The organism is Streptomyces sp. NBC_01426 (assembly GCF_036231985.1).
Lineage (GTDB): Bacteria > Actinomycetota > Actinomycetes > Streptomycetales > Streptomycetaceae > Streptomyces.
This window is the reverse complement of sequence record NZ_CP109501.1, coordinates 18025-39716: the sequence shown is the minus strand read 5'-3', so window position 1 is coordinate 39716 and position 21692 is coordinate 18025. Positions and strand designations below refer to the sequence as shown.

The window sequence follows — 21692 nt, the reverse complement described above, 5'->3', positions numbered from 1 at the left end:
GTCGCCTTGATGCGGGTCGGCTCGGGTCCCAACGGGCGCCCGCTATCCGAGGCGTTCGGGCACCGCTTTCGGCCAGGCCTGCACGGGTCGCCGCTGCCGAGGGGTGGGACACGCCTGGGTTGCTGAGCGCGTGCCAATGACGGGTATTGCCCGTCATTCTTCCTCGCTGATTCGTGCAGCGTGGATCCGAACCTAGTAACGGGAGCGGCTTCTTCATCCCGTTTCTTTCTGGGCTGACCCGAAACGTGGTGCGTCCTCAGCGGTCACGTCCAGGCGCAGACTGCGTAACCGCACCGGACGCCGCTGGACACCACCGTGGTCGACAGCGCTGTCGGCGCTGATCTCCGCCACCAGATCCGGGTCGACCAGGACAACGTCCAGGACGTCGCGGGAGCACCACCTTGCCGAGAGCCGCGCACCGGTCCACGGACCGGACATCGCCAGGCTGCTGACACCTCGGCTGCCGGCTGGCATTGCGGATGGGGCCGGCGGTACTCCCTTCTCAACCCGGCGGCCTCGCACGTCAACGCGAAGCGGACCTCGTCCTCGTCGTCTTCCTCGTCGGTCGGCTCGCCCACCCGCACTTCGGCCGCGAGGAACGGGTCGGTGGGAGCGAGAGCGGCCGCCACCAGCAGCGTAACGGCCGGCGGCCATCCCAGCGGCCACCCCGCCGCAGCCGCCGTCAGCAGGATCGTCAGCGGCATGGCCAGGCCCAACAGTCGCCATGTCGTCGCCCAGGCCCGCAGCCCCGGTGGCCTGTTGATGGCCAGACCCGCGCCCATCAACGCGACCACGACACAGACCTCCGTGAGGTGCTCCACCATGCTGCGATGCCGAACGGGGTCGAGATCGGGGAGCGCTTCGAGGGCAGCAGAAACACCAGGAATCCCGCCGCCAGAAACACCATGAGCAGTGACAGCGGTCGCTTCGCCAGCGCGGTGGGCAGCACCGCCGCACACAGAGCCCCCAGCCCCGCGCACGCGTACACCACGTCGATCCCCGTCAAACCCAACAATCCGACCACCACCTCCCGTGCGAGAGCCCTACCCGCCTCACCTGCCCGATCTCGCAGCCGCCAGGCCAACACCCTCCGCTCGGATTCGCCGGCGAGTCCCCGCCGGGACTCAGCGGAGATGGGACTACGGCAGGTGAGAATGCCGGATCACGGGGTCTCCTTCCCCGGGCAGATTTCGGTTTCGGTCCGCTCATCGATATGAGTGCCGCCGTGGTGGACAGTACGAACGGGACGCTGGCGCCTGCAGCGACCCGTATGGGAAAGGACACCCCAACCCGCCCGAGACGCCGTGCAGTGCCGGCGCGCCCCAGGGCGGCAGAGCTGATCCCCAGCCTGGGGCACAGCCCGCGCCGCTCCCCTGTGAGTGAAAAAGGCGGCGTTCGAGCCGATATCGACGGTGACTCGGCGCGGTTCCCCAGTCGCACCCGAGCCGCAGCCGAACATGGTGCGGGCTTAACCCACAGGACTGGTCGGCTGCGCGGAAGCCGCCCTGGCGGGGTAGCCGCACAGGCACTGGACCACCAGAGAACAGCCAGCCGTCGGTCCAGGTCCGGAAACAAGGTGTGCCCGGAGGACGCGAAGTGAGGAGTCAGCATGAAGGCCTTGACCTGGCACGGTAAGCGCGATGTACGCGTGGACACCGTGCCCGACCCCGTCATCAAAGACCCCACCGACGTGATCGTGAAGATCACCACCACCGGCCTGTGCGGTTCCGACCTGCACCTGTACGAGGTCCTGGGCCCGTTCCTCGACGCCGGTGACATCCTCGGCCACGAGCCCATGGGCATCGTGGAGGAAGTCGGCCCCGACGTGACCCGCGTGAAGCCGGGCGACCGGGTCGTCATCCCGTTCAACGTATCCTGCGGCACCTGCCACATGTGCGACCACGGACTCCAGTCCCAGTGCGAGACCACCCAGGTCCACGAGTACGGCAGCGGCGCCTCCCTCTTCGGCTACACCAAGCTGTACGGGCAGGTACCCGGCGGGCAGGCCGAATACCTCCGGGTCCCCTTCGGGAACACCCTCCCCATCCCGGTACCGGCCGACGGACCCGACGACCGCTTCGTCTACCTCTCCGACGTCCTGCCCACCGCCTGGCAGGCCGTCGAGTACGCCGCGATCCCGCCCGGCGGCACGGTGGCCGTACTCGGCCTGGGCCCCATCGGAGACATGGCCACACGCATCGCCGCCCACCGCGGAGCCGGCCTCGTCATCGGCATCGACCTCGTCCCCGAACGCCTCCGCCGCGCCGACGCCCGCGGTGTCCACACCCTCGACCTGAACACATACGGCGAAGGCATCGCCGACGAGGTCCGCGCACTGACCGGCGGACGCGGCCCGGACGCCGTCATCGACGCGGTCGGCATGGAAGCCCACGGCGCACCCCTTGCCAAGGGCGCCCAACACCTGACCACCATGCTGCCGGACGCCCTGGCCGCCAAGATGATGCAACGGTTCGGTGTCGACCGACTTTCCGCGCTGTACCTCGCCATCGACCTCGTGCGCCGCGGCGGCACCATCTCCCTGTCCGGCGTTTACGGGGGAAGCGCCGACCCGATGCCCTTGCTGACCATGTTCGACAAGCAGATCCAACTCCGCATGGGCCAGGCCAATGTCTGGCGCTGGGTCGACGACCTCCTGCCGCTCCTCACCGACGACGACCCGCTCGGCGTCGACGACTTCGCCACCCACCGGATGCCACTCTCCGAAGCTCCCCGGGCCTATGAGATGTTCCAGAAGAAGCAGGACGGTGCGGTCAAAATCCTCTTCACCCCCTGAACCGGAACGCGGCCGGCCGACGGCGAGCCAGTTCGCACGACCATCGGCCGGCCGGGCCAGGGCCGGGGCTTCGGTTGCCCCGCTCAAGCCCATCGGTGGCGCAGCCCCGTCGGCTGGTGAGCGTCCGCAGTTTCCTCCCCTCGGGGCATGGCCGTGCGTGTCGCGTCCGACCTGTTCCGGTGGCCGGGATCTGTCGTTCATGCTCGGGCCATGCGCCCGATCGTCGTCCGTTCCGTGCTGCCCCTGCTGTGTCTGGCGCTCACGGGGTGCGCCACATCTGATCAGAGGAGCCAGGCCGCGAGGTCCGCGGCCGCGACGTTCGAGCGGGCCCTCGCGGACGCGGACAGCCCCCGTGGGTGCGAAGCACTGGCCCCCGGGATCCGGGAGGAACTGGAGCAGGAGGAGCCCTGTCCGGCCGCCCTGCAGGGCCTCAAGCTGACCGGCGCGAGGGAACCGGCACGGACAGCGGTCGTGTACGGCTCGCAGGCGCGTGTCGTCTATCCGCACGACAGCGTGTTCCTGGCTCTTTTTGCCGACGGTTGGAAGGTCACGGCTGCCGGCTGTACGCCCCGGCAGGGCCACCCGTACCGGTGCGACCTGAAGGGTGACTGATATGCGTACGATGTTCCTGCTCTGCCTGACCCTTGTGTTCGGCGGCCTGGCCTACGCGTTCACCGTAGGACTGATGCAACGGTGAGCGGCTTCAAGGGGTTCGTCCACGAGAACGGGCTCACGCTCGCCTTCGGCACCGGCTTCCTCCTCACCCTCGCCGGCCAGTCGGTCGCCGGCCACGCCGAACTGAACAGCGTTCTGACGGCGCAGAGCTTGCAGCCCCTGTCGTTCCCCGACTACCTGTTCACCTCGGACTTCATGGTCGACGTCACGGAGAACTGGCAGTCGGAGTTCCTCCAGTTCTTCCTCTACATCGTCGGAACCGTCTGGCTGCTGCAACGGGGTTCCCCGGAGTCCAAGCCGCTCGACAAGGCCGGCACAGAAACCGACCGCGAGCAGAAGGTGGGCGTCTGGGCCACCCGGGACTCGCCGAAATCAGCTTCCGCGCAAGGCATGCGCCGCAGCCTCTACTCGCACTCCCTCGGCATCGTGATGTTCCTGATCTTCATCCTGTCGTGGCTTGCCCAATCCGTCACCGGGCGCATCGCCTTCAACGAAGAACACCTGCGCGAACTGCAGGACCCGGTGGGCTGGCTGACCTATGTGACCTCGGCGGAGTTCTGGAACCGCACCCTGCAGAACTGGCAGTCCGAACTCCTCGCGGTCGCCTCCATGGCGATCCTCGCGGTGTACCTGCGCCAGCGCGGATCACCCGAATCCAAGCCCGTCGGCGCGGCCCACACCTCCACCGGCATCGAAGGGTGAACCCGGCGACCGGTCCGGCGGCTGGGCACACCGGTGGCTGGGCACAGGGAGAGCTCGCGGGTGACCGAAGCTGCCGAGCCCTGCCCGGCCCGTCCCCCTGCGGGAGGGGCCGGCCTCGGTGCGCCGGCATCGTGCGGGGCCTCGCCGGCATGCCCCGGTGGCCGGGTTTGGGATGGCGGGAAGGGGTGGTCTCATGCGCGGAGAGCGGGCAGGAGCTTGTCGTGGCAGGCGGTGAAGAAGGCGTCCTGGCCGGGGCCGATCTGGCCGATGTACACCTCGTCGAAGCCCGCGTCCAGGTAGGCGCGAACGGCCGTCACGTGCTCCTCGATGTCATCCCCGCACGGCACATTGGCGGACACCTGCTCACGGGTGACGAGCTGGCTCGCCTGTTCGAAATGGGTCGGGGTCGGAAGGATCTGGGCCAGCTCGCCCGGCAACTGCTCGTTGGGCCAAAGCCGATGCACGGTCTCGACGGCCTTCTCCCGGTCATCGTCCCAGCACACCTTCAGGCCCCCGATCACCGGCTTCCCCTCGCCGCCCGCGTCCCGGAAGCGGCCGATGGCCTCCTGATCGGGACCCATGGTGATGAACCCGTCGCCGATGCGGCCAGCGAGCTCCGCCGCTTTCGGGCCGAAGCCGGAGACGTGAACGGGGAGACGTCCGCGCGGAGGGGTGTACAGGCGGGCGTTGTCCACCCTGTAGTGCGTGCCGCGGTGGCTGACTTGGCGGCCGGTGAAGAGCTTCCTCATCACCTCGACGGCTTCCTCCAGCATGTCGGCGCGCTCGTCGAACGAGGGCCACCGGTCCCCGAGGATGTGCTCATTGAGCGCTTCGCCGGTACCCACGCCGAGGGCGAACCGGCCGTCCAACAGTTCGCTCGATGTGGCTGCGGCCTGGGCGGTGACGGCCGGGTGCAGACGCATGGTGGGGCAGGTCACCAGGGTGGTCACTGGCAGGTCCACAATCTGGGACAGGGCCCCGATCATCGACCAGACCAGCGGGCTGCTGCCCTGCTCGTCGTTCCAGGGGTGGAAGTGGTCGGAGATGGCCAGCCGGGAGAACCCGGCATCGGAGGCTTTGCGTGCCTGGTCCAGGAGCTGGGCGGGGGTGAATTCCTCGCAGGACAGGAAGTAACCGAACGAAGTCATGGATCTCGTGCCTCCAGGAACGTGGAAAAGTGGCTCCCGTCGGCGCGTGCTGCGGGTGCCACGTGCCAAACCCCGCGGCCGGCGTGCCGAGTGGGTCTGAAGAGGTGGTCCTACCGGGCCGTCCGGCACCGGATCTGTTTGCTGGTACGCCACATCAGGGCCGCAAGCGTGGTAACCGCGAGGAGTGGGACACCGCGGCGAAGCATCAGCTGTGTCAGGGCGGCGCGCGTCGGCGGTACCCCGTTGGTGGCTTCGCCGGGCGTGCCGGTCAGTTGGTCGATGATGAGCGCCGTCTTCCGGCGTGTTGCTTGGCTCATGTCCTCTGTGTCCTTGCCTGCCATGTCCACCCTCTCGCCGCTCGGCTGAATCCGTGTCCAGCGGCTCCTGCCCGTAAGTGCCGAGTTTGCCCCTGTCGCAGCTCTTTCGATGTCAGGCCCGCAGGCCCGCAGGGGCAACTTCAACTGACCGGCGGCCTGGACAGGGAGTGCCTCGCAGGCCGCGGTCTCATGGACGCGTCGCTCAGTTCCCAGCCCGGCCGCCGCTGCCACGCCGCCTGGGGGACACCTCCTCGTACGGCTCGGAGGCCGCACTGTGTGCAGCTCGTCGCCGAACGCCACCGCAGCGGTGTCACCGGCAGCTGAGCACGAAGCCGCTGCGGGGGGCCGTCGGCATACGGGACAGAGGGATCGTCAAGTCCTGGTCGGGGACCTTGTAGTCGAGCCGGGCCAGCTCAGTGATCAGGGTGGCGAGCGCCGCGACGGTGATGTCCTCTCCGGGGCAGCGGTGCCCCCGAGCCGGATCGCCGCCCCCTGCGGGACCAGGTTGTGGGGCAGGCGATCGGCGCCGGTGAAGCGGTGCGGGTCGAAGCGGTAGGGATGCTCCCACAGCGCGGGGTCGTGGTTCTGCCCGTAAAGGTCGAGAAGGACCAGAGAGTCCTTCGGGATGTCCTCGCCCTGCCAGGTCAAGTCGTCCGCGGCGAGCCCGCCGACGAAGGGGGCGAAGGGGTAGAAGCGGCGTACTTCGTGGGCGAACGCCCGGGCATAGGCCGTCTCGGGGTCCGCCCGCAGGAGTTCGCGGTGTCGTGGCCAGCGGTGCAGGGCGTGGGCCGCGAACGTGGCGAACCAGGCGATGGCGACGGTGGGCCGGATGATGTTCAGGAGTTCCACGGCGGCGGTGTGGGCGTCCAGCAGGTTGCCGTCCACCTCCCGGTGTCGGGCCACCGCCTCCAGAGCGGACGGCTCGGGGTCGGACCCGGGCTTCTCGCGGATCTCGGTGATGACGGCGGCGAGGGCCTGCTCCTGGCGGGCACGGGCCCGGCGGGCACGAAGGTGTCGGGGACCGGGCGTGGCGAAGCCGTCGACCATGGCCGTGCAGTCGCGTGCCATCTCCGCACTCTCAGCGTCGGACAGGTGGAGACCGACCCAGTCGCAGACGGCCCGGGCGAGGACTTGGCCCGTCTCGTCGAAGAGCACCACCCGGTCCTGCTTCCATCCGGCCACCGCCTCGCGCCAGCACCGGCCGACATGGTCACCGAGCGCCGCGATCCCCGCCTCCTCTTTGAGGAGGGCGATGAACATCGTTTTGCGGACCCGATGCGCATCGCCGTCGAGCGTGAGCACGGCGCCCTGGCCGAAGAGGGTGTCGAGAACAGGGTCGGGGAGGGCGGCGGCCCGCAGAACGTGGCGTTCGTCGTAGAAGAAGCCGACGGCCTCCGGGCCGCGCAGAGCGATCGTGGGACGTCCCAGCAGGCGGGTCCGGACGGTGCCGTCCGTGGAGGTGCGCATCCGGTTCGGCAGCCAGGCGTAGCCGCGGGTCAGGAGACTGAGCGTGCTGTCACTGAAGGGGGGCATAGCAGGCGGGTACCCTGCGTGCTGCGGGGCACACGCCCCCCGTTCGCCACCAGCCGGGCTGCCCCGGAAGCCACTCTCATGAACAGTCGAGCGGCGAAGCCGAGGAGAGCGGCGGCGGGCACCGGGGAGCCCGGCCGCCGCCGGCCTCCTGTCCTGCGGCGGTCTGCCTAGGCCGGCGAGTAGGGGGCGACCTTGAGCTGCCGGGCGAGGTGGGCGGTGTTGGCGGCGAGAGTCTTGGTGGTGCCGGCGGTCTCCTCGGGGGTCTTGTCGAGGTCTTGGTAGTCGGTGCCCTGCATGGCTTCACCGACCCAGTAGGTGACCGCGTTCGGGGCGAGGGAGAAACCGACGTCGTTCAGGCCCTGGAAAAGGTCTGCGCTGACCTTGTGGACACCGTCCTCGTTGCCGACCACGCAGACGGCGGCGACCTTGCCGTAGGTGAGCATGCTGCCCTCGTCGTCGGTCTCGGAGATCTCCGCATCCAGTCGCTCCAGGACTCGCTGGGCGATGCTGGAGGCGTGACCGAGCCAGATCGGAGTGGACAGGATCAGGATGTCCGCGGCCAGGACGGCCTGCCGGATCTCCGGCCAGGCATCTCCGTCACCCATGTCGGTTTCCACGCCGGGCTTCACGTCGTGATCCGCGATCCGGATCGTCTTTCCGGTGACGCCGTGCTCGGCGAGCGCGGACATGGTCTGCTCGGCCAGGAGTTGTGAACTGGACGGCTTCGGGGACGGGGACAGGGTGCAGACGAGCGCGACGGCCCGCAGAGGTGTGTTGTTCATGTACGCCCGGCTACCCCGCCCTTCGAGCCCGATATCAGATCGGCTGTGAATTGATCACTTTCGGGGCGGGGGTTGGTGCGTACGCCCCCGGGCCGAGCTCATGTCAGGGAAGATGGCACCCCACCGACGGCTCCACCGTCGGTACGAGCATGGGCTGGAGGTTGCCGCTCGGTGACCGAGCGCGTTCTTGAGCTGCTGCTTGGTCATCGTGGAGCGACCCTCGATGCCCCGCTTCCGAGCCTCCTGGTACAGGTCGTCCTCGGTGCGTTCGGACGAACCGCCGGTAGCGCGGGACTTGTCGCCTCCGCGCTGCGAGGCGGACTTGCCCAGGGTGGAATTCCGGCCTGCGGTCCTGCTCTCCCCGGAGCGAGCGCGTTCCTTGTTCACGGTGCACGTGGTCGTGCCGGTGACGAATCGGAGCCACGGCGGTGGTCGCAACACTGCGCAGTAGGCCCATGCCGGGATGTGCAGTCGGGGACAACCTGCCGTCACCGCTCCGGGGCGTCCGTGGACCGCAGGGGGGTTGCCCTTTGATGCGGAGACCCCTCGACACCCTGCACGCGGTCCTTGTCCGTAGCGTGTCGGTCGCGGACATCAGCGCCGACACAGCCATCGGCTGAGGCGGGATCTACCGCTGTACGTTCCACTGAACGCGGCTGCCCCTGGACGTTACGACGCAGGGCGTGCCCCGGTTCGGGGGAGGCGCGGCCGCTGCCATCGGCCCGGCTCCGTCCGAGGTCTGACCCCATGACGCCGTGGTTCAACGGTGGCAGGCGACCTGTCGCAGCGTTACGTGCCGGCCGCGCGCGGTGGGCCAAGATCCGCCGCCGCGAGACCACCAAACCCGCCCGGTTCACCACGATCCGGGTTACGCATCCGCCCGGGCCAGGCGCCACAGGGGCGCCGCGTGCCGGGTCGGGCGGCTCGTACGCAGGGCGCCCAGCAGCCGCTGCGCCTTGACCCGAACCGTTGGGCAGCTTGCCTGGAGTGTGGAACGAACTTCCGGAGGGAAGTTACGCGGTGTTGTCTTCAGCGCCCACCAAGGACTATCTGCTCTTCGTCCCCGATCTCACCTGAGGCAGCTTCAACGATGTTCCGTTTGCGTACTCGAAGGCCTGCGGTTGACGCACCACTCCTGGCACGAGGGCGACACGCGCAGCACGTGCCCTGCCCCGGGGCCACGTCCGTCCCGCAGGCCCCGATGCAGCGGAAGCCACCTACGGCCATCACTGCCCGGCCGGGCAAACACGTAGTGCGTCCAAGTGAGGGGCACCCCGCTCCGCGCTGAGAGCCGCACGCGAGCTCCTCGCCGAGTGAGGGGAAGAGAACACGCTCCCTCGGCTCCGCCTGCGCGACAGCGGTTACCGCCAGGGAAGTTGGTGGCAAACGCGGGCGGGTACACGCCCTCCTATGGCTGACATTCTGGTGGGCACATGTTCATGGACGGATCCGGCGCTCATGGCCAGCGGCTGGTACCCCGCCGGCCGACGTGACGCGGAGGGCCGGCTGCGGCACTACGCCACCCGGTTCCCGATCGTGGAGGTTGACTCCACCTACTACGGGATGCCGAGTCGGCGCAACAGCACGCTGTGGGCCCAACGGACACCGCCGGGCTTCCGATTCGACGTCAAGGCGTTCTCACTGCTCACGGGCCATCCGACACGGACCGCAGCCCTTCCCACAGACTTGAGGCAACCGGGCGACCCCAGTCGCGTACGAGCCGATTCCGGGTTGCTCAGGGAGGTGTGGCTGCGCTTCAGCAGCGCACTCGAGCCCCTGCGTACGAGTGGGCGGCTGGGCGCCCTGCTGTTCCAGTTCCCGCCGTGGCTCGCTCCCGGGCCGCGGGGCGAGCAGCTGGTCGAGGAGTGCACCCGTCGGGCAGAAGGCTGGCCAGTGGCCGTGGAGTTCCGCCACCCAGAATGGTGGAGTACTGAGCGGCAAGCGGCGACCGCCCGGTTCCTTGGCTCGCGAGGAATGGCGGCCGTCGCCGTCGACACGGTCCAGGGATTGCCCGCATCCATCCCTCCGATAGCGGCGGTCACCACGCCGTACCTGGCCGTCGTCCGCTTCCACGGGCGCAGTACATCGTGGGGCTCCACCGCTCCCGGGAGCAAGGAAGAGAGCTACCGTCACGCATACACGGAGGCCGAACTAGCGCCTTGGGTGTCACGCGTGCGGGAAATGTCACGGCGAGCCGGCGTCGTGCACGTTCTGTTCAACAACTGCTGCGCCGATGCGTCCGTACGGGCAGCGGAAGCGATGCGGAACGCGCTCGAGACTGATCCATCCTGCACGCTGCGAGGGCCCGGCTGGCAGCGCCGCGCATGAGGGTTCCGGTACGACACCAACGAGCGGCTCGCCGGCCTGCCGCGCGAACTCGACTCCGCCGGCGCCTCCGAACCGGCCTGCGCGGCGTGATCGAGGGCGGCGGAACGGCTGAAGCGTCCGGATTGTTGCCGGCCGTGAGCCACGTCATCGGACAACCCCTTCCAGACGGCATGCGGTCAGGCGCCGGGGAGTAGAGGCAGAACAGGTGGCCGTGCGCGTCACGCAGGCGACGGCGGCCAGAGCGAGTGGAAACGAGCATTCGGCCTGCGGGGCGATCTCGCCTTACTGTTCCACCACCGGGATCGGGATAACTTGTTCGAGAGTTGACGTCAAGGCAGGTGGGTTGTCACCCGAGGGCAAGTTTGAGCTGAACTCACGCCGCACCAACGCTCGTTGAGCGGGACCTTGTCGCGGGATCAGCGCCGATCCATCGACCAGGGCGGCGTCTACCGGCACGCGGTCCGGTACGTGCCTCGGCGCCTGGACGCGAGCAGGGCGTGCCCCGGTTCGGCGGGGAGCCGGCCACGCCCGCCGGGTGTGCCGCGCGTGGGCGCGCTGGCACTGGGCAAGCCTCAGAGGGCCTGGGCAAGCCCGTCGACCGGGAAGGGGGATGCCGCAGGACGGCCTGTATACGGCAGCCGCCCCTGGGGAGGGGGACGCGTGTACGGGCTGCGTGTGGAGGCGTGGGGTGGGGTGTGTGGGGTGATCCGGGGGGTTGCAGGAGTGGTGAGCGGAGCCTGAGAGACTGCCGGGTATGGATATCCAGCGCAGGAACAATGTCACGGTGACCGGCAATCCCCACGGCCCGACGGTGGTTCTCGCGCACGGGTTCGGCTGTGACCAGAACATGTGGCGCCTCACACTCCCCGCCTTGGTCAAGGACTACCGGGTGGTTCTGTTCGACTATGTCGGCTCGGGCCGTTCCGATCTTTCCGCGTTCTCCGAGACCCGCTACGCATCCCTTGCCGGTTACGCCCAGGACGTGGTGGACGTTTGCGACGTGCTTGACCTCCGAGGCGCGGTGTTCGTGGGGCATTCGGTCTCCTCGATGATCGGTGTGCTGGCCGCCCGGATGGCTCCGGAGCGGATCGGGGCGCTGGTGATGGTGGCGCCCTCCCCCCGGTACATCGACGACGAGGACTACCGGGGCGGATTCTCCGCCGAGGACATCGAGGAGCTGCTCGATTCGCTGGAGTCGAACTATCTGGGCTGGTCGGCGGCGATGGCGCCGGTGATCATGGGAAACGCGGAGCGGCCCGAACTCGGGCAGGAGCTGACCAACAGCTTCTGCGCCACCGACCCGGACATGGCACGCGTGTTCGCCCGCACCACGTTCCTGTCGGACTCGCGGGAGGACCTCAAGAAGGTGAGCGTGCCGACGCTGGTGCTGGAGTGCACCCAGGACGCCATCGCCCCGCGCGAGGTCGGCGCCTTCGTCCACCAGACGATCCCCGGCTCGACACTGATCACCCTGGACGCCATCGGGCACTGCCCGCACATGTCCGCACCCCAAGCCACCAACCAGGCGATCACCGGCTTCCTGGCAGGCCTGCGGTGATGAGCCCCGCCGGTCAGCACAGAGACCCGCACGACGCCGGCGAGGAGAAGACCTCGGTTGCGGCGTTCGCCGCGCTGCTGGAGGACAGTGCGGAGGAGCTGTACGAGTGCGCGCCGTGCGGGTATCTGTCCACGCTGATGGACGGCACCATCGCGAAGATCAACACGACGCTGCTGGACTGGCTGGGCCTGGACCGGGAGGCGGTGGTGGGCCGGCTGCGGTTCACCGACCTGTTGACCGTGGGGGGCAGGCTGTACCACGAGACGCACTTCGCGCCGCTGCTGCGCATGCAGGGCGAGATCGGCGGCGTCGCCCTGGAGATCAGACAGGCCGGCGGCGGCCGCATGCCGGTGCTGGTCTCCTCCGCGGTCAAGCACGGGGCCACGGGTGAGCCGCTGCTGATCCGCACCAGCCTCTTCGATGCCCGCGACCGCCGCGCCTACGAAGAGGAACTCCTACGGGCCCGCAAAAAAGCCGAGGAAGCACACCGGCAGGCGGAAGCCGACCGCGCCCGCCTTCAGGACGCCCTCGCCGCACTCCAGTCGTCGCTGCTGCCCGACACCCTGCCGCCCATACCCGGCATGCAGAGCGCCGCGCACTACCGCACCGCCTCGCCCGACCGGCTCGGCGGCGACTTCTACGACGTCTTCCCCCTCGACGAAAAACGCTTCGGCTTCTTCCTGGGCGACGTGTGCGGCAAAGGCCCACAAGCCGCCGCGGTCACCTCGCTGACCCGCTACACCCTGCGGGCCGCAGCCCTCCACGACCCCGACCCCGTTTCCGCGCTCACCACCTTGAACAGGGTCCTTCACGAGCGCTACAGCGCCGGCGACCCCCGCTACTGCACCGCCATCTTCGGCACCCTCGAAACAGATCCGGGAACCGGGCAGGTCACCGTCCACCTCGCCTCGGGCGGCCACCCGCCCGCCCTGGTCCTGCGCGCCGACGGCACCGCCGACTTCCTGCCCACCTCCGGCGGCCTCCTCGTCGGCATCCTGCCCAACGCACCCTTCACCCCCGCCACCACCACCTTGGCCCCGGGCGATACCCTCCTGCTCTACACCGACGGCCTCACCGAAGCCCGCACCGGCGAAAGCCGCACCGACCTGTACGGAGACGAAGCCCTGCGCGCCTTCGCCACCCACCACGCCGGCCGCTCCCCGCAGGCGGTCATCGAAGCAGTGACCGGCCTGCTGGACAGCTTCGGCGACGGCCTCGACGACGACACCGCCCTCCTCGCGCTCGGCGTCCCCGCCCCCGGAGAGCCGGTATGAACCCGCTGGACCTCACCGCCCGAGACACCCCGAACGGCCGGGTCGTAGAAGTCATCGGGGAACTCGACTTCGACACCTCCGCAGCCCTGCGCGACCTCGTCCCAACCCTCCCCCTGGAACGGGGCCAGTGCCTCATCCTGGACCTGGCACGCATGGAGTTCTGCGACTCCAGCGGCATCAGCGCCCTGATCGCCGCCCGCAACCACGCCCACTCGGCGGGAGCCGACATTGCACTCGCCGCGGTCCCGGCCCACACCCTGCGCGTCCTGCGCGTCATCGGCCTGGACCAGGTCTTCCCTCTCCACCCCGACACCGACTCCGCCATCGGGGCATGACTGCAGGCCTATGCTCTCGCCTTGCAAGCCCTCCTTCGAGGACCACCCACCAGCTCCCGCGAGGCGACAGCACATATGAGCAGGTCGAGTGCGGCCCCGGGAAGCCGCAACGCCTGTGCCAGGGCTGCCAGCGCGCGCTGCGCCGGGCTGATCCAGAAAGATGCCGGCCGCCCACGAACTGCTGCAATGGGTCGTGCCACGGCCACCCTCGCAGCCGCGCCGCCCGGCGTCCTGTCCGCACGACGGTTGACCGTCGGGGCGGGGTCTGGCGTCATTCGTTGCGTTGAGAGCGGCTGCGTCTGGATGTCACGGTGGGGACGTGCCCCGGTGCGGGGGCCGGCTGCGGCAGCCGGCTGACCCGGCCCGGGCCGGTCGGGCGAGCGGCTGCCTCGTCTGAGGTGTGATAGACCATCACCTCCCCGATGTCCATGGGCTCATCCTTGCCCCCATTTCTGCCCTGTCGGCCCGTTTCACCGGGCCGACAGTAAGGGCACGGGTAGGAGCAGCGACGGCGAAAGGGTGCCCCCGATGGAAGAGACGACCGACCCCCGATCGGAACCGGTGGAGGTCCTCAAGCTGTTCCCGCCGCCCCTCCTGGACCCGCCGCCGCACTGCGACCGCTGCCAGGACTACGCCCGCCGCCGCGACACAGCCACCGGCCCTCTGCGCGGCACCCTCGTCACCGACATGCAGGTCCTGATGAAGCGCTGCGCGGACGCGGGGCACCGGTGATGCGCGGCCGCCTGGAGCTCGGGCAGCATGTCTTCGACCTATTCAGGGAGCCTGGGCCGGGTGGCGTGAGTAGCGCAGCCCAGTCTCGGCAAGCATCTTCTCGAAACGATTCCTGAGGGTGCCCCGGGTGTTCACCCGGCTGCGATCGGTCCGAGGTAGGTGCCGCTCGCCTAGTGTCCCGGCCTGGGGCCGGATTCGGGGCCACCGAGGGAGATGTTCACGTGAGACCAGGGCTTTCGAGCGTGGACGGACTGGGTGCGGGCGGCCTGGTGGGCGTTGTCGGCCCGGGAACGGATCGCTGTCGACGGCCTGCTGCTCACCGGCGTGCTCCTGAACCCGCTGAAAGCCATCAGAACCGACTGGAGGCGAGGCCTTGGCTTCGCCGGTCGTGGCGACCGCGACTTATCCCGGGCCGACAGGTGTTGCGTCGAATCGGTTCAGTGGTGCTGCCTCCCGCTTGCGATGGGCGCGTGTCTTACCCGAGGGGTCGGCTGTGGGACGGCGTGCGGGTCGCCCTGTTGTCTGCCGGAGGGTAGCCGGCGGGGGTAACCGGGTTGTGCCCGGCGGCTGGTTGTCTGAGCTGGGCGGGGGCGGGGGGTGTCGGGTTTCGGTGGCGTGGGGTGGCTTGGCGGGGCGGTCGCGTGAGGGTGATCTGGCGGACCAGCTGTTGGAAGCAGGCGAGCGCGGCGACGGCGGGAAGGGCGGAGGCCGCTGCCGCGGCGATGGTTCTGGGTGCCTGGGCCACGCACAGGAGTGTCGCCAGGGTGGAGAACAGCAGGACGATGGACCAGGAGTGGAGTGCGCGGCGCTGGTGCAGGGCGGATCTGAGGATGGACAGGGAGGCGACCATCCAGGGGCCGTAGATGAGCAGGGGCCACCAGATGACCACTTCGCGGGCGGTGTGGGGTGCGGCGCTGTGTCGCAGGGCGTCGCAGATGGCCAGCCCGCTGAGGATGCTCACCACGGCGGCGATGACGGCCACCAGCGTCGCGGTGAACAGGCTTCCCGTCTGCAGCAGGGTCATCACCGGCGACTTCGACTGGTGCCGGCGGTGCCCGCCCGCGGCCTGTGTCGACGGATGCACGTCGGGGTTGTGCTCCGGCCCCGCGACGAAGCCGAGGGTGGCGGCCGTGTCATCGTTGCCGTCGAAAGGCTTCGGGGTGAAGGGCCCCGGTTGTCCGTATGTAGCGCCTTCCTGGAGGAGGATCGCGAGTTCCTCCGCCGGATCCCAGGGTTGATGTGCCTGGCTGGGTTCGCCGAGTGATGGCCCGGGGGAGGGATGCTGAACCTGCTGGGGCAGGCCCCAGAAGGCGGAGGGAGCCGGCTGGCCGTGGATGTCGGGGTACCCGTACGGCTCATACACGGGAGCTGCCACCCGAGCAGGCGACGACGGCCGTCGCGGCTGCCACGGCAGCGAACCGCCTGCTGATCTCGGCCTGGATGACGTTCATCGTGTAGAGGAAGTCCTCAAGGATCGAGGACGAGTACCGGAGATCGATTTCCAGACTCTCGTGTCCCAGCGTCGCGTAGCGGGTTTCGCCGGGGTCGGTTGAGCGTGGTGTGAAAGTCCACTTCCCGACGCGAGTGGACCGGGTGGCCTCGGAGCCGGCGCGGCCTTCCCGTTCCCCTTCCACCACGGCCTGGCCGGGGAGAAAGGGGAGATATGGTGTTGTCATGTGCCGTAAACGCTCCCGATGCTGGTCAGGGTGTGTGTCATACGGGTGACGCCGGCCGACAATGAGCGTTGGCGCTGGCTTGTCTGCCGAATAGTCAGACCGGAAGCACGGCGCAGCCAAGCCCTTTCGCAGCGCCGCCCCGCAGTGCCAGGAGACGTGTGCCACAGCCCGACGGGAGCCGAGCGACCGGCCCACCGCCCCTGCCTCCCACGCCGGTCGGATGGCGACCGCATTCTGCGACGCGGACGGCCCCGCCGTTTCCGCACCTATCGAAGCGGCCCAGCGCATCGACGCCGGATACGGACGCCCCACCACGCGTGCGTAGTGGGGCCTGTGTGCGGGTCGTTCCTGTGGTGACGGTGTGTGGGGGCGTGTAGCGTCTGCGTCAGCTGTCGTGGTTCGGAAGTTCCCTTTGCCCACGCCTCGGTGTGGGCTTTTTGCTGTGCCGTGTCGCAGGGACCAGGGCGATCACCTCCGTCTTTCGCAGGGTGCGGGAGGCGTTCACTCGACTGGAAGGCATGGATATGGCTACGGGAACTGTGAAGTGGTTCAACGCGGAGAAGGGCTTCGGCTTCATTGCCCAGGACGGCGGCGGCCCGGACGTCTTCGCGCACTACTCGGCGATCAACTCCTCGGGCTTCCGCGAGCTTCAGGAGGGCCAGACGGTGACATTCGACGTCGGGCAGGGCCAGAAGGGCCCCCAGGCCGAGAACATCACCCCGGCCTGACCGCGTTCTCGCCACCCGCCGGGCTCTGCCGTCTCTTCTTCCGGCAGACCCCCGCGGGGGCCCAGCTGCGTGGCTGCGGGCCGGGCCCGCACCCGGCTGCTCGGAGCGCCGGGTACGGGCGTGCATTCCCCTGTCCGCGGTCAACGAGCGGGTGGCGGTCCGGTGATGGTGTCCTGGACATCCGCGCAGAAACGATTCTCTTTCACGTCGTTGACGGGCGAGTCCCCCGGAAGCGCACACGGGCTTCCCTCGGCACGGTCCGTGTTCTCCGGGGTCTCGTGGCACCCGGAGCGCCGCCATCCTCGGCTTGCCATACCGCGTGCCGTCTGGCGGCTGCGAGCAGGATCCTGTCGCAGACAGTGAAAAGAACCCGTGCCAATACGCTTCATCCTTAACGGCGGCAGGACTCAGTGGCTTGGCTCGTGCCCCGACCGCGTGCTGGTGCGCGCGGACAACGGTGGAGTCCACCGACACCAGCCACTCGATATCACCTGCCTCGTCCGCTTGCGCCTGCGCGGCCCGGAGCATCCGGATCGCGTCCACGATCTCGCGCCGCGGGGGCTTCTCCGGCCGCCCGCCTGTCCTCGTCTCGCAGGCCGGCGTGGGCAGCAGGGGTTTGATCAAGGCCCACTCGTCGTCCCAGGTGTCCGAGGGGTAGCAGCGCCGCCGGCCCATGCTGCCTTCTCCCTTCTTGATCCGGACGGGGGTTGGCGAGCCTCGGCTTTCCCCCGTTCGGGGAGATGCCCTCTGGCCGCCGGGGTCGTTGAATGTGGGGATGTCTTCTGAGCGGACGGATCCGGAAGTGCTGGGCGGCCGAGGCGACCATGGTTGGGCCTCGTCTCGGCCGCCGGCTGTTCCCGAGGGCAGTGCGTTGCTCATCGACGAGATAGTCGCGGCGGTCAGGGCCGGGGACGATCGAGGGATCCGGGGCCTACTGGCCCGCCTCGCCTGGGTTGCGGATGTCGGGGTGCTTCTGCGACTGCGCCAGCGTCTCTATGAAGACGTCCCGGGCTGACCTGCTTCAGCAGCCGGGCCAGCCCCCTTCCGTCTCAGCCGAAGCCGGGGCCGGCCGCCTTCGGCGGCCGTCCCCGACGATCAGGCGTCCATGTAGTCGGCGATCACGTCGAACGTGGACTCGACGGAACCAAGCTGGGTGTTCAGGTGCTTGATCCACCGCCCTTTCGGATGCAGAACGGCATGCGGGGCGACCACGCCGGTGATGAACCGGCGGATCTCGGTGAGCCTCTCGCGGATCACTGAGACCTCGTATGCCTGGAGTTCGGCCGCGTCCGAGCAGAACTTGTAGCCGTCCGCCCTGTCCAGATCAGCGGCGGCCAGCCTTGCTCGGTGATCGTGTCCCGCAGGGTGAGCCAGAACCGCTGAACGTGAACAAGGCCGCACACCGGACCCGGAGATCCCGGGACTCTAGGACGCCCTCGCCCGAGCTCGCGCAGCCCACAAGGAGATGGCCGCCGCGCTCGGCGAGGACCAGGAGCCCGAGCTCGATGAGGACCTGGGGTGGCAGCCGGTGTGGAAGCGGCCCCGGAAGCTGAAGTCGAAGGCGGCGGAGAAGGTGGAGCTGCGCAAGCAGCGGCGTCGGCTCCAGGATGCCGGGAAGCGCCGCCTCGCCGCCGGGCAGTCGCGCCGGCCTTGTTCCCGGCAGAGCCGGATCGGCAACGCGGCCGCGCGCCGTGATGCCCGCGCTCTTTCCCGGGTGCGGCACTCCACTGCCTGGCTGTGGTGACGATGCCGGGCATCGTCCACCGAGTGGAATCCACGACGTTCACCATCCAGTGGACGATGCTCTGCATCCGATGCAGAGCATCTAGTGGAGTCTACCGGGTGGCCTCCACTCGGTGGACTCCACTCCGGCGCGCACCGGCTGACGGTGGACTCCACTCCCGTGCGCACCACGATGTTCCACCCCGCACCTGGTGCGACTCCCGACGATGCCCGGCACCCGATGCACCGCACCGTGCGCACCACGATGCTCGGCACTCGGCGCGCACAACGATGCCGGCATCCGATGTTCCGCTCCGCACGCGAAGCGCACTCCCGGATCGTGCGCACCGGACGACTGCCTACCCCTTGACCAGGTCTGGGCGGCCGACCGGTGACCCCTTGAACAGGGGTTCGCCAGCGGAGCGTTTCCCCTGGACAGAGCCGGTCCCGGCCGCCGATCAGGTCGCGGTCACGGGGGTGTGTGATGGGGCCCGTCGCCACGTGCTGCCGCACTCGGTGCGGTGCGGCAGCACGATGTGCGGTGCGGCGATACGCACGCATCGGGTGCACCCGCCCGGCGATGGTGCGCACCCGATGCCCACTCGATGCGCACCGTGCACCGCACCGCCCGGCGGTGGTGCGCACCGTACGCGCACCACCGACATCGACGGTGCGCACTACATCGCGGTGGTGCGCACCGGGTGCACTCCGGCCGGTGCGGGGTGCGCCGCCAGCGCCTGACCGAAGGCGATGACGTTCAGCTGCTGCAGGACGTTGGCGACTTCCTCGTGGTCCTGGGTGAGGATCTGCGTGGTGAAACGGATGACTGCGAGGGCGAGGCCCGGTGCCGCGTCGGCGCCGGCCTGCTCGTGCCAGGACCGCAGGGTGCCCAGGAAGCAGATCCCCAGCTCGAACAGGGCGAACGAGCTGTCACACGGCACCGCCTTCTCGTCCCGGTCGGGCAGGTTGGTCGTCGGGATGACGATGTGGTGCGCAACCTCTATGAGCAGCGCGGGCATCCGCGGCTCGTCAGCGATGAATTCGGCGGCGGCTTCGGTGTCGTCGGCCTCCATGGCCCGGAGGTAGTTGAAGGCACTCATCACCGCGTGGGGAGTCATCGGGGTGAGCGGCATGGTGATGGTCTCAGACATGGGAGCTCCTCATATACGGGGCCGCCCCGCTGATCGTGGCGGCCTCAACAGGAGCCTGAGTGAGTGGCCCTGTGGACAGCGGCCGCGCTCGGGAGGGAGAACTCTCTCCCCGCAGGACCCCGAAAGCCCGGAGCGCGCATGTGGTGCCGGTCACGGACAAACCCGCCCGGTCCAGGGGTAGTCAAGGAGAAATCGGACACCTGGCGTGGGTGATCGTCAGACTGCGGTCAAGGGGGTCTCTTTCACGGTGGCCCCGGCCCACGCGCACCTCAGCGTGTGGGCCGGACCTGTCACCGATCCGGCCGCGACGGCCGGAGAACCGCGAGGATCCGATGACCACCGCCCCCATCCCGAACACTCCGCCGCACCCGGCGTACCCCGCTGCGACGGCGAGCCCCGCTGGGAGCCCTGCGGCGAGCCCCGCGCCCAGCCCTACAGCAGTCGGCCGCGGCCTGAGCGTTGTCGCTGATCAGACCCCCGTTTCGCCTACCCCGGCCGGTTGCAACTCCTCTTCTCCCCGTACTGATGTACCTGGAGAAGCGTCCCGGGCGCGGAGGAAGGCGGCGGCGAAGGCCGGTGCGGACATCCGCGGCGAGGTCCTGTTGACTCTCGCCCAGCTGCGCCTGGCCACACCCCGCCAGCTCAAGGCGCTGCTGCTGCCGCACCAGCAGGGCACCGACCACGTACGCCGCGCCCTGCGCAACCTGCTCGACGAGTCCCCGGCTCTGGTCGGCCGGACCCACCGCGCCCAGCAGAGCTACTGGTACTGCACCCCGGCGGGTCTCGCCGAAGCGGCCGCCTCCGGTGAGCTCGCTTCGACGGCTGGCCGGACCACCGGGAAGCGCATCGCCGCCAGCAAGACGGGCCTGCGTGAGCACGGTCTCGCCCTGGTCGACACCGTCGTCGCCTTCCACCAGTCGCAGGTGGCCGACCACGCGGACTGGCGGGTGGAAGTCGCCCACCCCACCCCGGCCGGAACCCTGGTCCCCGACGGGGTGGTGCTCCTGGCCGACGGCGCAAGCGCGTTCGTGGAGATCGACCGCACGATGTCCTATGCCCGCCTGGTCGCCAAGCTGGAGCGCTACGACGCCTACCGCAACGCCCCGGCGTCCGGGCGCGGGAACGCCGCCCGTGCCCCGCGCAGCCACTGGCAGGAGACCTACGCCGGGCCGTCCCTGGAGCGCCCTTTCCCGGTGGTGCTGTTCGTCTTCGCCCCGGCCCCGCGCCGCGCGGCCCCGACCACGAGGGAGGCCGCCTTCCATGAGCGGGCCCGCCGGGTGGGGAGCGTGAACTACCGGCTTACCGTGGCGACCACCACCCTGCCCCGGCTGACCCACGACGGGGCGGATGCTCCGGTGTGGCGGGTCGTCGGCAACGGCCACGGCGAGGAACGCCGCGCCCTGGCCACACTCCCGAAGGCACGGTGAGGCCAGCCCGCAGGCTTGCGGCCGGAAGTCTTCGAAGTCTTCCGTCCGGCCGGACACCCGGCCCGGCCGCTACGGCGTCGGCTCCCAGGCTTCGGGGCCCGCGCCCCTCCATTCCACGAAGTCGGGATCGGTGAGATCCACGTCCTCGGCGGTCTCCAGACCGGAGGCGGCGAGGAAGACTCGGATGTCGGATGGGCGGTGCGCGACTCCGATGGCGACGCCGTCGTAGCGGACCCGGCGCCAGCCCTGTTCGTCGGGTGGGTAGACGATCAGCTTGGCGGCCATGCCTCCACCATCGTTGCGCCACTGCCGCTCAGCAGGTGGAGGCAGCCATCCGGGCTACCGCCCCGGCTGCATCACGAGGCAAGCCGAAGGGGAGCCTGGGCAAGCCACCCCACACGCCGGCTTGCCCACCCTGGCTGGGGCCTGTCGGCAGGGGACGTCGGTCACGGTCGGCCCGGAGCCCCCCGGCGAGGTCCGGCTGCCCGGTGACCGATTGGCCGGCCATCGGCTCGATCAGGAGTTGCACGGATCGGTCACGGTCCTGACGTGCTGTTTGACCGATCGCGGGAAGAGGATCGGTCACGCCCGACCTGCCGATCGGTCACGGGGTGCTGCTGGGCAAGCCACTGGGCATGGATGGCTTGCCCAGCGTCCGGATCACGTGGCGGGACGGCTCCCGAGGTCGTGGCGTCACCGTCTGGGACGCGGAGGCCCGGAGCCGGCCGACGCCTCCTCGCCGGTCGTACACCGGAGCCATGAGACGAAACAAGCAAGAGAGCCCGGCCGCGCTCGCTGCTGTCCCTCACC

19 protein-coding genes and 3 pseudogenes are annotated in these 21692 nt (G+C 69.4%); 11 read left to right on the top strand and 11 right to left on the bottom strand.

What is annotated here, in order from left to right; genetic code table 11:
• Nucleotides 1-263: 263 nt before the first annotated feature.
• Nucleotides 264-824 carry a hypothetical protein gene (locus tag OG906_RS43720; protein ID WP_443067476.1) on the bottom strand — a complete coding sequence of 187 codons (561 nt, stop codon included), beginning with the start codon at nucleotides 822-824 and terminating at the stop codon, nucleotides 264-266.
• A 785-nt stretch (nucleotides 825-1609) separates the two neighbouring features.
• Here OG906_RS43720 and OG906_RS34645 point away from each other — a divergent pair.
• The 3 genes from OG906_RS34645 to OG906_RS34635 all read left to right on the top strand — a co-directional run bounded on the left by OG906_RS34645 (nucleotide 1610) and on the right by OG906_RS34635 (nucleotide 4171).
• Nucleotides 1610-2794 (top strand): alcohol dehydrogenase catalytic domain-containing protein, encoded by a 1185-nt coding sequence (locus OG906_RS34645; RefSeq protein ID WP_329448255.1) that lies wholly within the window; start codon nucleotides 1610-1612, stop codon nucleotides 2792-2794.
• 210 nt (nucleotides 2795-3004) lie between these two features.
• The gene (locus OG906_RS34640; RefSeq protein WP_329448254.1) at nucleotides 3005-3406 is read left to right on the top strand and encodes a hypothetical protein; all 402 of its coding nucleotides are present in this window, start codon (nucleotides 3005-3007) and stop codon (nucleotides 3404-3406) included.
• Between the two features lie 81 nt (nucleotides 3407-3487).
• The gene (locus OG906_RS34635) at nucleotides 3488-4171 is read left to right on the top strand and encodes a DUF6766 family protein (RefSeq protein WP_329448253.1); all 684 of its coding nucleotides are present in this window, start codon (nucleotides 3488-3490) and stop codon (nucleotides 4169-4171) included.
• A 191-nt stretch (nucleotides 4172-4362) separates the two neighbouring features.
• Here the strand turns inward: OG906_RS34635 and OG906_RS34630 are convergent, their stop codons facing one another.
• The 5 genes and pseudogenes from OG906_RS34630 to OG906_RS34610 form a co-directional block, all read right to left on the bottom strand.
• Complete coding sequence (locus OG906_RS34630) at nucleotides 4363-5319, bottom strand: TIGR03557 family F420-dependent LLM class oxidoreductase (RefSeq protein WP_329448252.1); 957 nt, start codon at nucleotides 5317-5319, stop codon at nucleotides 4363-4365.
• Between the two features lie 110 nt (nucleotides 5320-5429).
• Nucleotides 5430-5636, bottom strand: coding sequence for a hypothetical protein (locus OG906_RS34625; RefSeq protein ID WP_329448251.1), 207 nt, complete (start codon nucleotides 5634-5636; stop codon nucleotides 5430-5432).
• 310 nt (nucleotides 5637-5946) lie between these two features.
• Nucleotides 5947-7169: pseudogene (locus OG906_RS34620) on the bottom strand (cytochrome P450).
• A gap of 167 nt (nucleotides 7170-7336) precedes the next feature.
• Complete coding sequence (locus OG906_RS34615; protein WP_329448250.1) at nucleotides 7337-7951, bottom strand: flavodoxin family protein; 615 nt, start codon at nucleotides 7949-7951, stop codon at nucleotides 7337-7339.
• 177 nt (nucleotides 7952-8128) lie between these two features.
• Nucleotides 8129-8341 (bottom strand): annotated as a pseudogene (locus OG906_RS34610) (plasmid stabilization protein); the annotation flags it as partial.
• A gap of 1020 nt (nucleotides 8342-9361) precedes the next feature.
• On the opposite strand from OG906_RS34610, the gene OG906_RS34605 reads away from it, so the two are divergent.
• The 5 genes from OG906_RS34605 to OG906_RS34585 all read left to right on the top strand — a co-directional run bounded on the left by OG906_RS34605 (nucleotide 9362) and on the right by OG906_RS34585 (nucleotide 14178).
• On the top strand, nucleotides 9362-10279 hold the full coding sequence (locus OG906_RS34605; protein WP_329448249.1) for a DUF72 domain-containing protein: 918 nt from the start codon (nucleotides 9362-9364) through the stop codon (nucleotides 10277-10279).
• Nucleotides 10280-11033: 754 nt separating this feature from the next.
• Nucleotides 11034-11837, top strand: a complete 804-nt coding sequence (locus OG906_RS34600) for an alpha/beta fold hydrolase (RefSeq protein ID WP_329448248.1) — start codon at nucleotides 11034-11036, stop codon at nucleotides 11835-11837.
• Nucleotides 11837-13111, top strand: coding sequence for a PP2C family protein-serine/threonine phosphatase (locus OG906_RS34595; protein WP_329448247.1), 1275 nt, complete (start codon nucleotides 11837-11839; stop codon nucleotides 13109-13111). The genes OG906_RS34600 and OG906_RS34595 overlap by 1 nt, the downstream gene beginning before the upstream one ends.
• Complete coding sequence (locus tag OG906_RS34590; RefSeq protein WP_329448246.1) at nucleotides 13108-13446, top strand: STAS domain-containing protein; 339 nt, start codon at nucleotides 13108-13110, stop codon at nucleotides 13444-13446. Before OG906_RS34595 ends, OG906_RS34590 begins: the two co-directional genes overlap by 4 nt.
• A gap of 528 nt (nucleotides 13447-13974) precedes the next feature.
• The gene (locus tag OG906_RS34585; RefSeq protein WP_329448245.1) at nucleotides 13975-14178 is read left to right on the top strand and encodes a hypothetical protein; all 204 of its coding nucleotides are present in this window, start codon (nucleotides 13975-13977) and stop codon (nucleotides 14176-14178) included.
• Nucleotides 14179-14653: 475 nt separating this feature from the next.
• Here the strand turns inward: OG906_RS34585 and OG906_RS34580 are convergent, their stop codons facing one another.
• Nucleotides 14654-15553, bottom strand: coding sequence for a hypothetical protein (locus OG906_RS34580; RefSeq protein WP_329448244.1), 900 nt, complete (start codon nucleotides 15551-15553; stop codon nucleotides 14654-14656).
• Between the two features lie 825 nt (nucleotides 15554-16378).
• Between OG906_RS34580 and OG906_RS34575 the strand changes: the two genes are divergently transcribed.
• Nucleotides 16379-16582 (top strand): cold-shock protein, encoded by a 204-nt coding sequence (locus OG906_RS34575; protein WP_329448243.1) that lies wholly within the window; start codon nucleotides 16379-16381, stop codon nucleotides 16580-16582.
• A gap of 420 nt (nucleotides 16583-17002) precedes the next feature.
• Here the strand turns inward: OG906_RS34575 and OG906_RS34570 are convergent.
• Both OG906_RS34570 and OG906_RS34565 read right to left on the bottom strand, forming a co-directional pair.
• A pseudogene (locus OG906_RS34570) lies at nucleotides 17003-17257 on the bottom strand (hypothetical protein); the annotation flags it as partial.
• A 420-nt stretch (nucleotides 17258-17677) separates the two neighbouring features.
• Nucleotides 17678-17839: a hypothetical protein gene (locus OG906_RS34565; protein WP_329448242.1), complete on the bottom strand. Its 162-nt coding sequence runs from the start codon at nucleotides 17837-17839 to the stop codon at nucleotides 17678-17680.
• Between the two features lie 208 nt (nucleotides 17840-18047).
• Here OG906_RS34565 and OG906_RS34560 point away from each other — a divergent pair, with 208 nt between their 5' ends.
• On the top strand, nucleotides 18048-18326 hold the full coding sequence (locus tag OG906_RS34560; protein ID WP_329448241.1) for a hypothetical protein: 279 nt from the start codon (nucleotides 18048-18050) through the stop codon (nucleotides 18324-18326).
• Nucleotides 18327-18981: 655 nt separating this feature from the next.
• On the opposite strand, the gene OG906_RS34555 is transcribed toward OG906_RS34560, so the two are convergent.
• Complete coding sequence (locus OG906_RS34555; RefSeq protein ID WP_329448240.1) at nucleotides 18982-19455, bottom strand: hypothetical protein; 474 nt, start codon at nucleotides 19453-19455, stop codon at nucleotides 18982-18984.
• A 602-nt stretch (nucleotides 19456-20057) separates the two neighbouring features.
• Between OG906_RS34555 and OG906_RS34550 the strand changes: the two genes are divergently transcribed.
• Nucleotides 20058-20882: a replication-relaxation family protein gene (locus OG906_RS34550; protein ID WP_329448239.1), complete on the top strand. Its 825-nt coding sequence runs from the start codon at nucleotides 20058-20060 to the stop codon at nucleotides 20880-20882.
• A 69-nt stretch (nucleotides 20883-20951) separates the two neighbouring features.
• Here OG906_RS34550 and OG906_RS34545 read toward each other — a convergent pair whose 3' ends face one another.
• Complete coding sequence (locus tag OG906_RS34545; protein ID WP_329448238.1) at nucleotides 20952-21167, bottom strand: hypothetical protein; 216 nt, start codon at nucleotides 21165-21167, stop codon at nucleotides 20952-20954.
• Nucleotides 21168-21692: the final 525 nt, after the last annotated feature.

Bases quoted from the DNA above. Each gene is read 5' to 3' on its own strand.
- OG906_RS34555 (WP_329448240.1), bottom strand. From the start codon at position 19,455: ATGTCTGAGACCATCACCATGCCGCTCACCCCGATGACTCCCCACGCG.
- OG906_RS34560 (WP_329448241.1), top strand. From the start codon at position 18,048: ATGGCCGCCGCGCTCGGCGAGGACCAGGAGCCCGAGCTCGATGAGGAC.
- OG906_RS34630 (WP_329448252.1), bottom strand. From the start codon at position 5,319: ATGACTTCGTTCGGTTACTTCCTGTCCTGCGAGGAATTCACCCCCGCC.
- OG906_RS34625 (WP_329448251.1), bottom strand. From the start codon at position 5,636: ATGAGCCAAGCAACACGCCGGAAGACGGCGCTCATCATCGACCAACTG.
- OG906_RS34600 (WP_329448248.1), top strand. From the start codon at position 11,034: ATGGATATCCAGCGCAGGAACAATGTCACGGTGACCGGCAATCCCCAC.
- OG906_RS34615 (WP_329448250.1), bottom strand. From the start codon at position 7,951: ATGAACAACACACCTCTGCGGGCCGTCGCGCTCGTCTGCACCCTGTCC.
- OG906_RS34595 (WP_329448247.1), top strand. From the start codon at position 11,837: ATGAGCCCCGCCGGTCAGCACAGAGACCCGCACGACGCCGGCGAGGAG.
- OG906_RS34645 (WP_329448255.1), top strand. From the start codon at position 1,610: ATGAAGGCCTTGACCTGGCACGGTAAGCGCGATGTACGCGTGGACACC.
- OG906_RS43720 (WP_443067476.1), bottom strand. From the start codon at position 824: ATGGTGGAGCACCTCACGGAGGTCTGTGTCGTGGTCGCGTTGATGGGC.
- OG906_RS34545 (WP_329448238.1), bottom strand. From the start codon at position 21,167: ATGGCCGCCAAGCTGATCGTCTACCCACCCGACGAACAGGGCTGGCGC.
- OG906_RS34590 (WP_329448246.1), top strand. From the start codon at position 13,108: ATGAACCCGCTGGACCTCACCGCCCGAGACACCCCGAACGGCCGGGTC.
- OG906_RS34605 (WP_329448249.1), top strand. From the start codon at position 9,362: ATGGCTGACATTCTGGTGGGCACATGTTCATGGACGGATCCGGCGCTC.
- OG906_RS34575 (WP_329448243.1), top strand. From the start codon at position 16,379: ATGGCTACGGGAACTGTGAAGTGGTTCAACGCGGAGAAGGGCTTCGGC.
- OG906_RS34640 (WP_329448254.1), top strand. From the start codon at position 3,005: ATGCGCCCGATCGTCGTCCGTTCCGTGCTGCCCCTGCTGTGTCTGGCG.
- OG906_RS34585 (WP_329448245.1), top strand. From the start codon at position 13,975: ATGGAAGAGACGACCGACCCCCGATCGGAACCGGTGGAGGTCCTCAAG.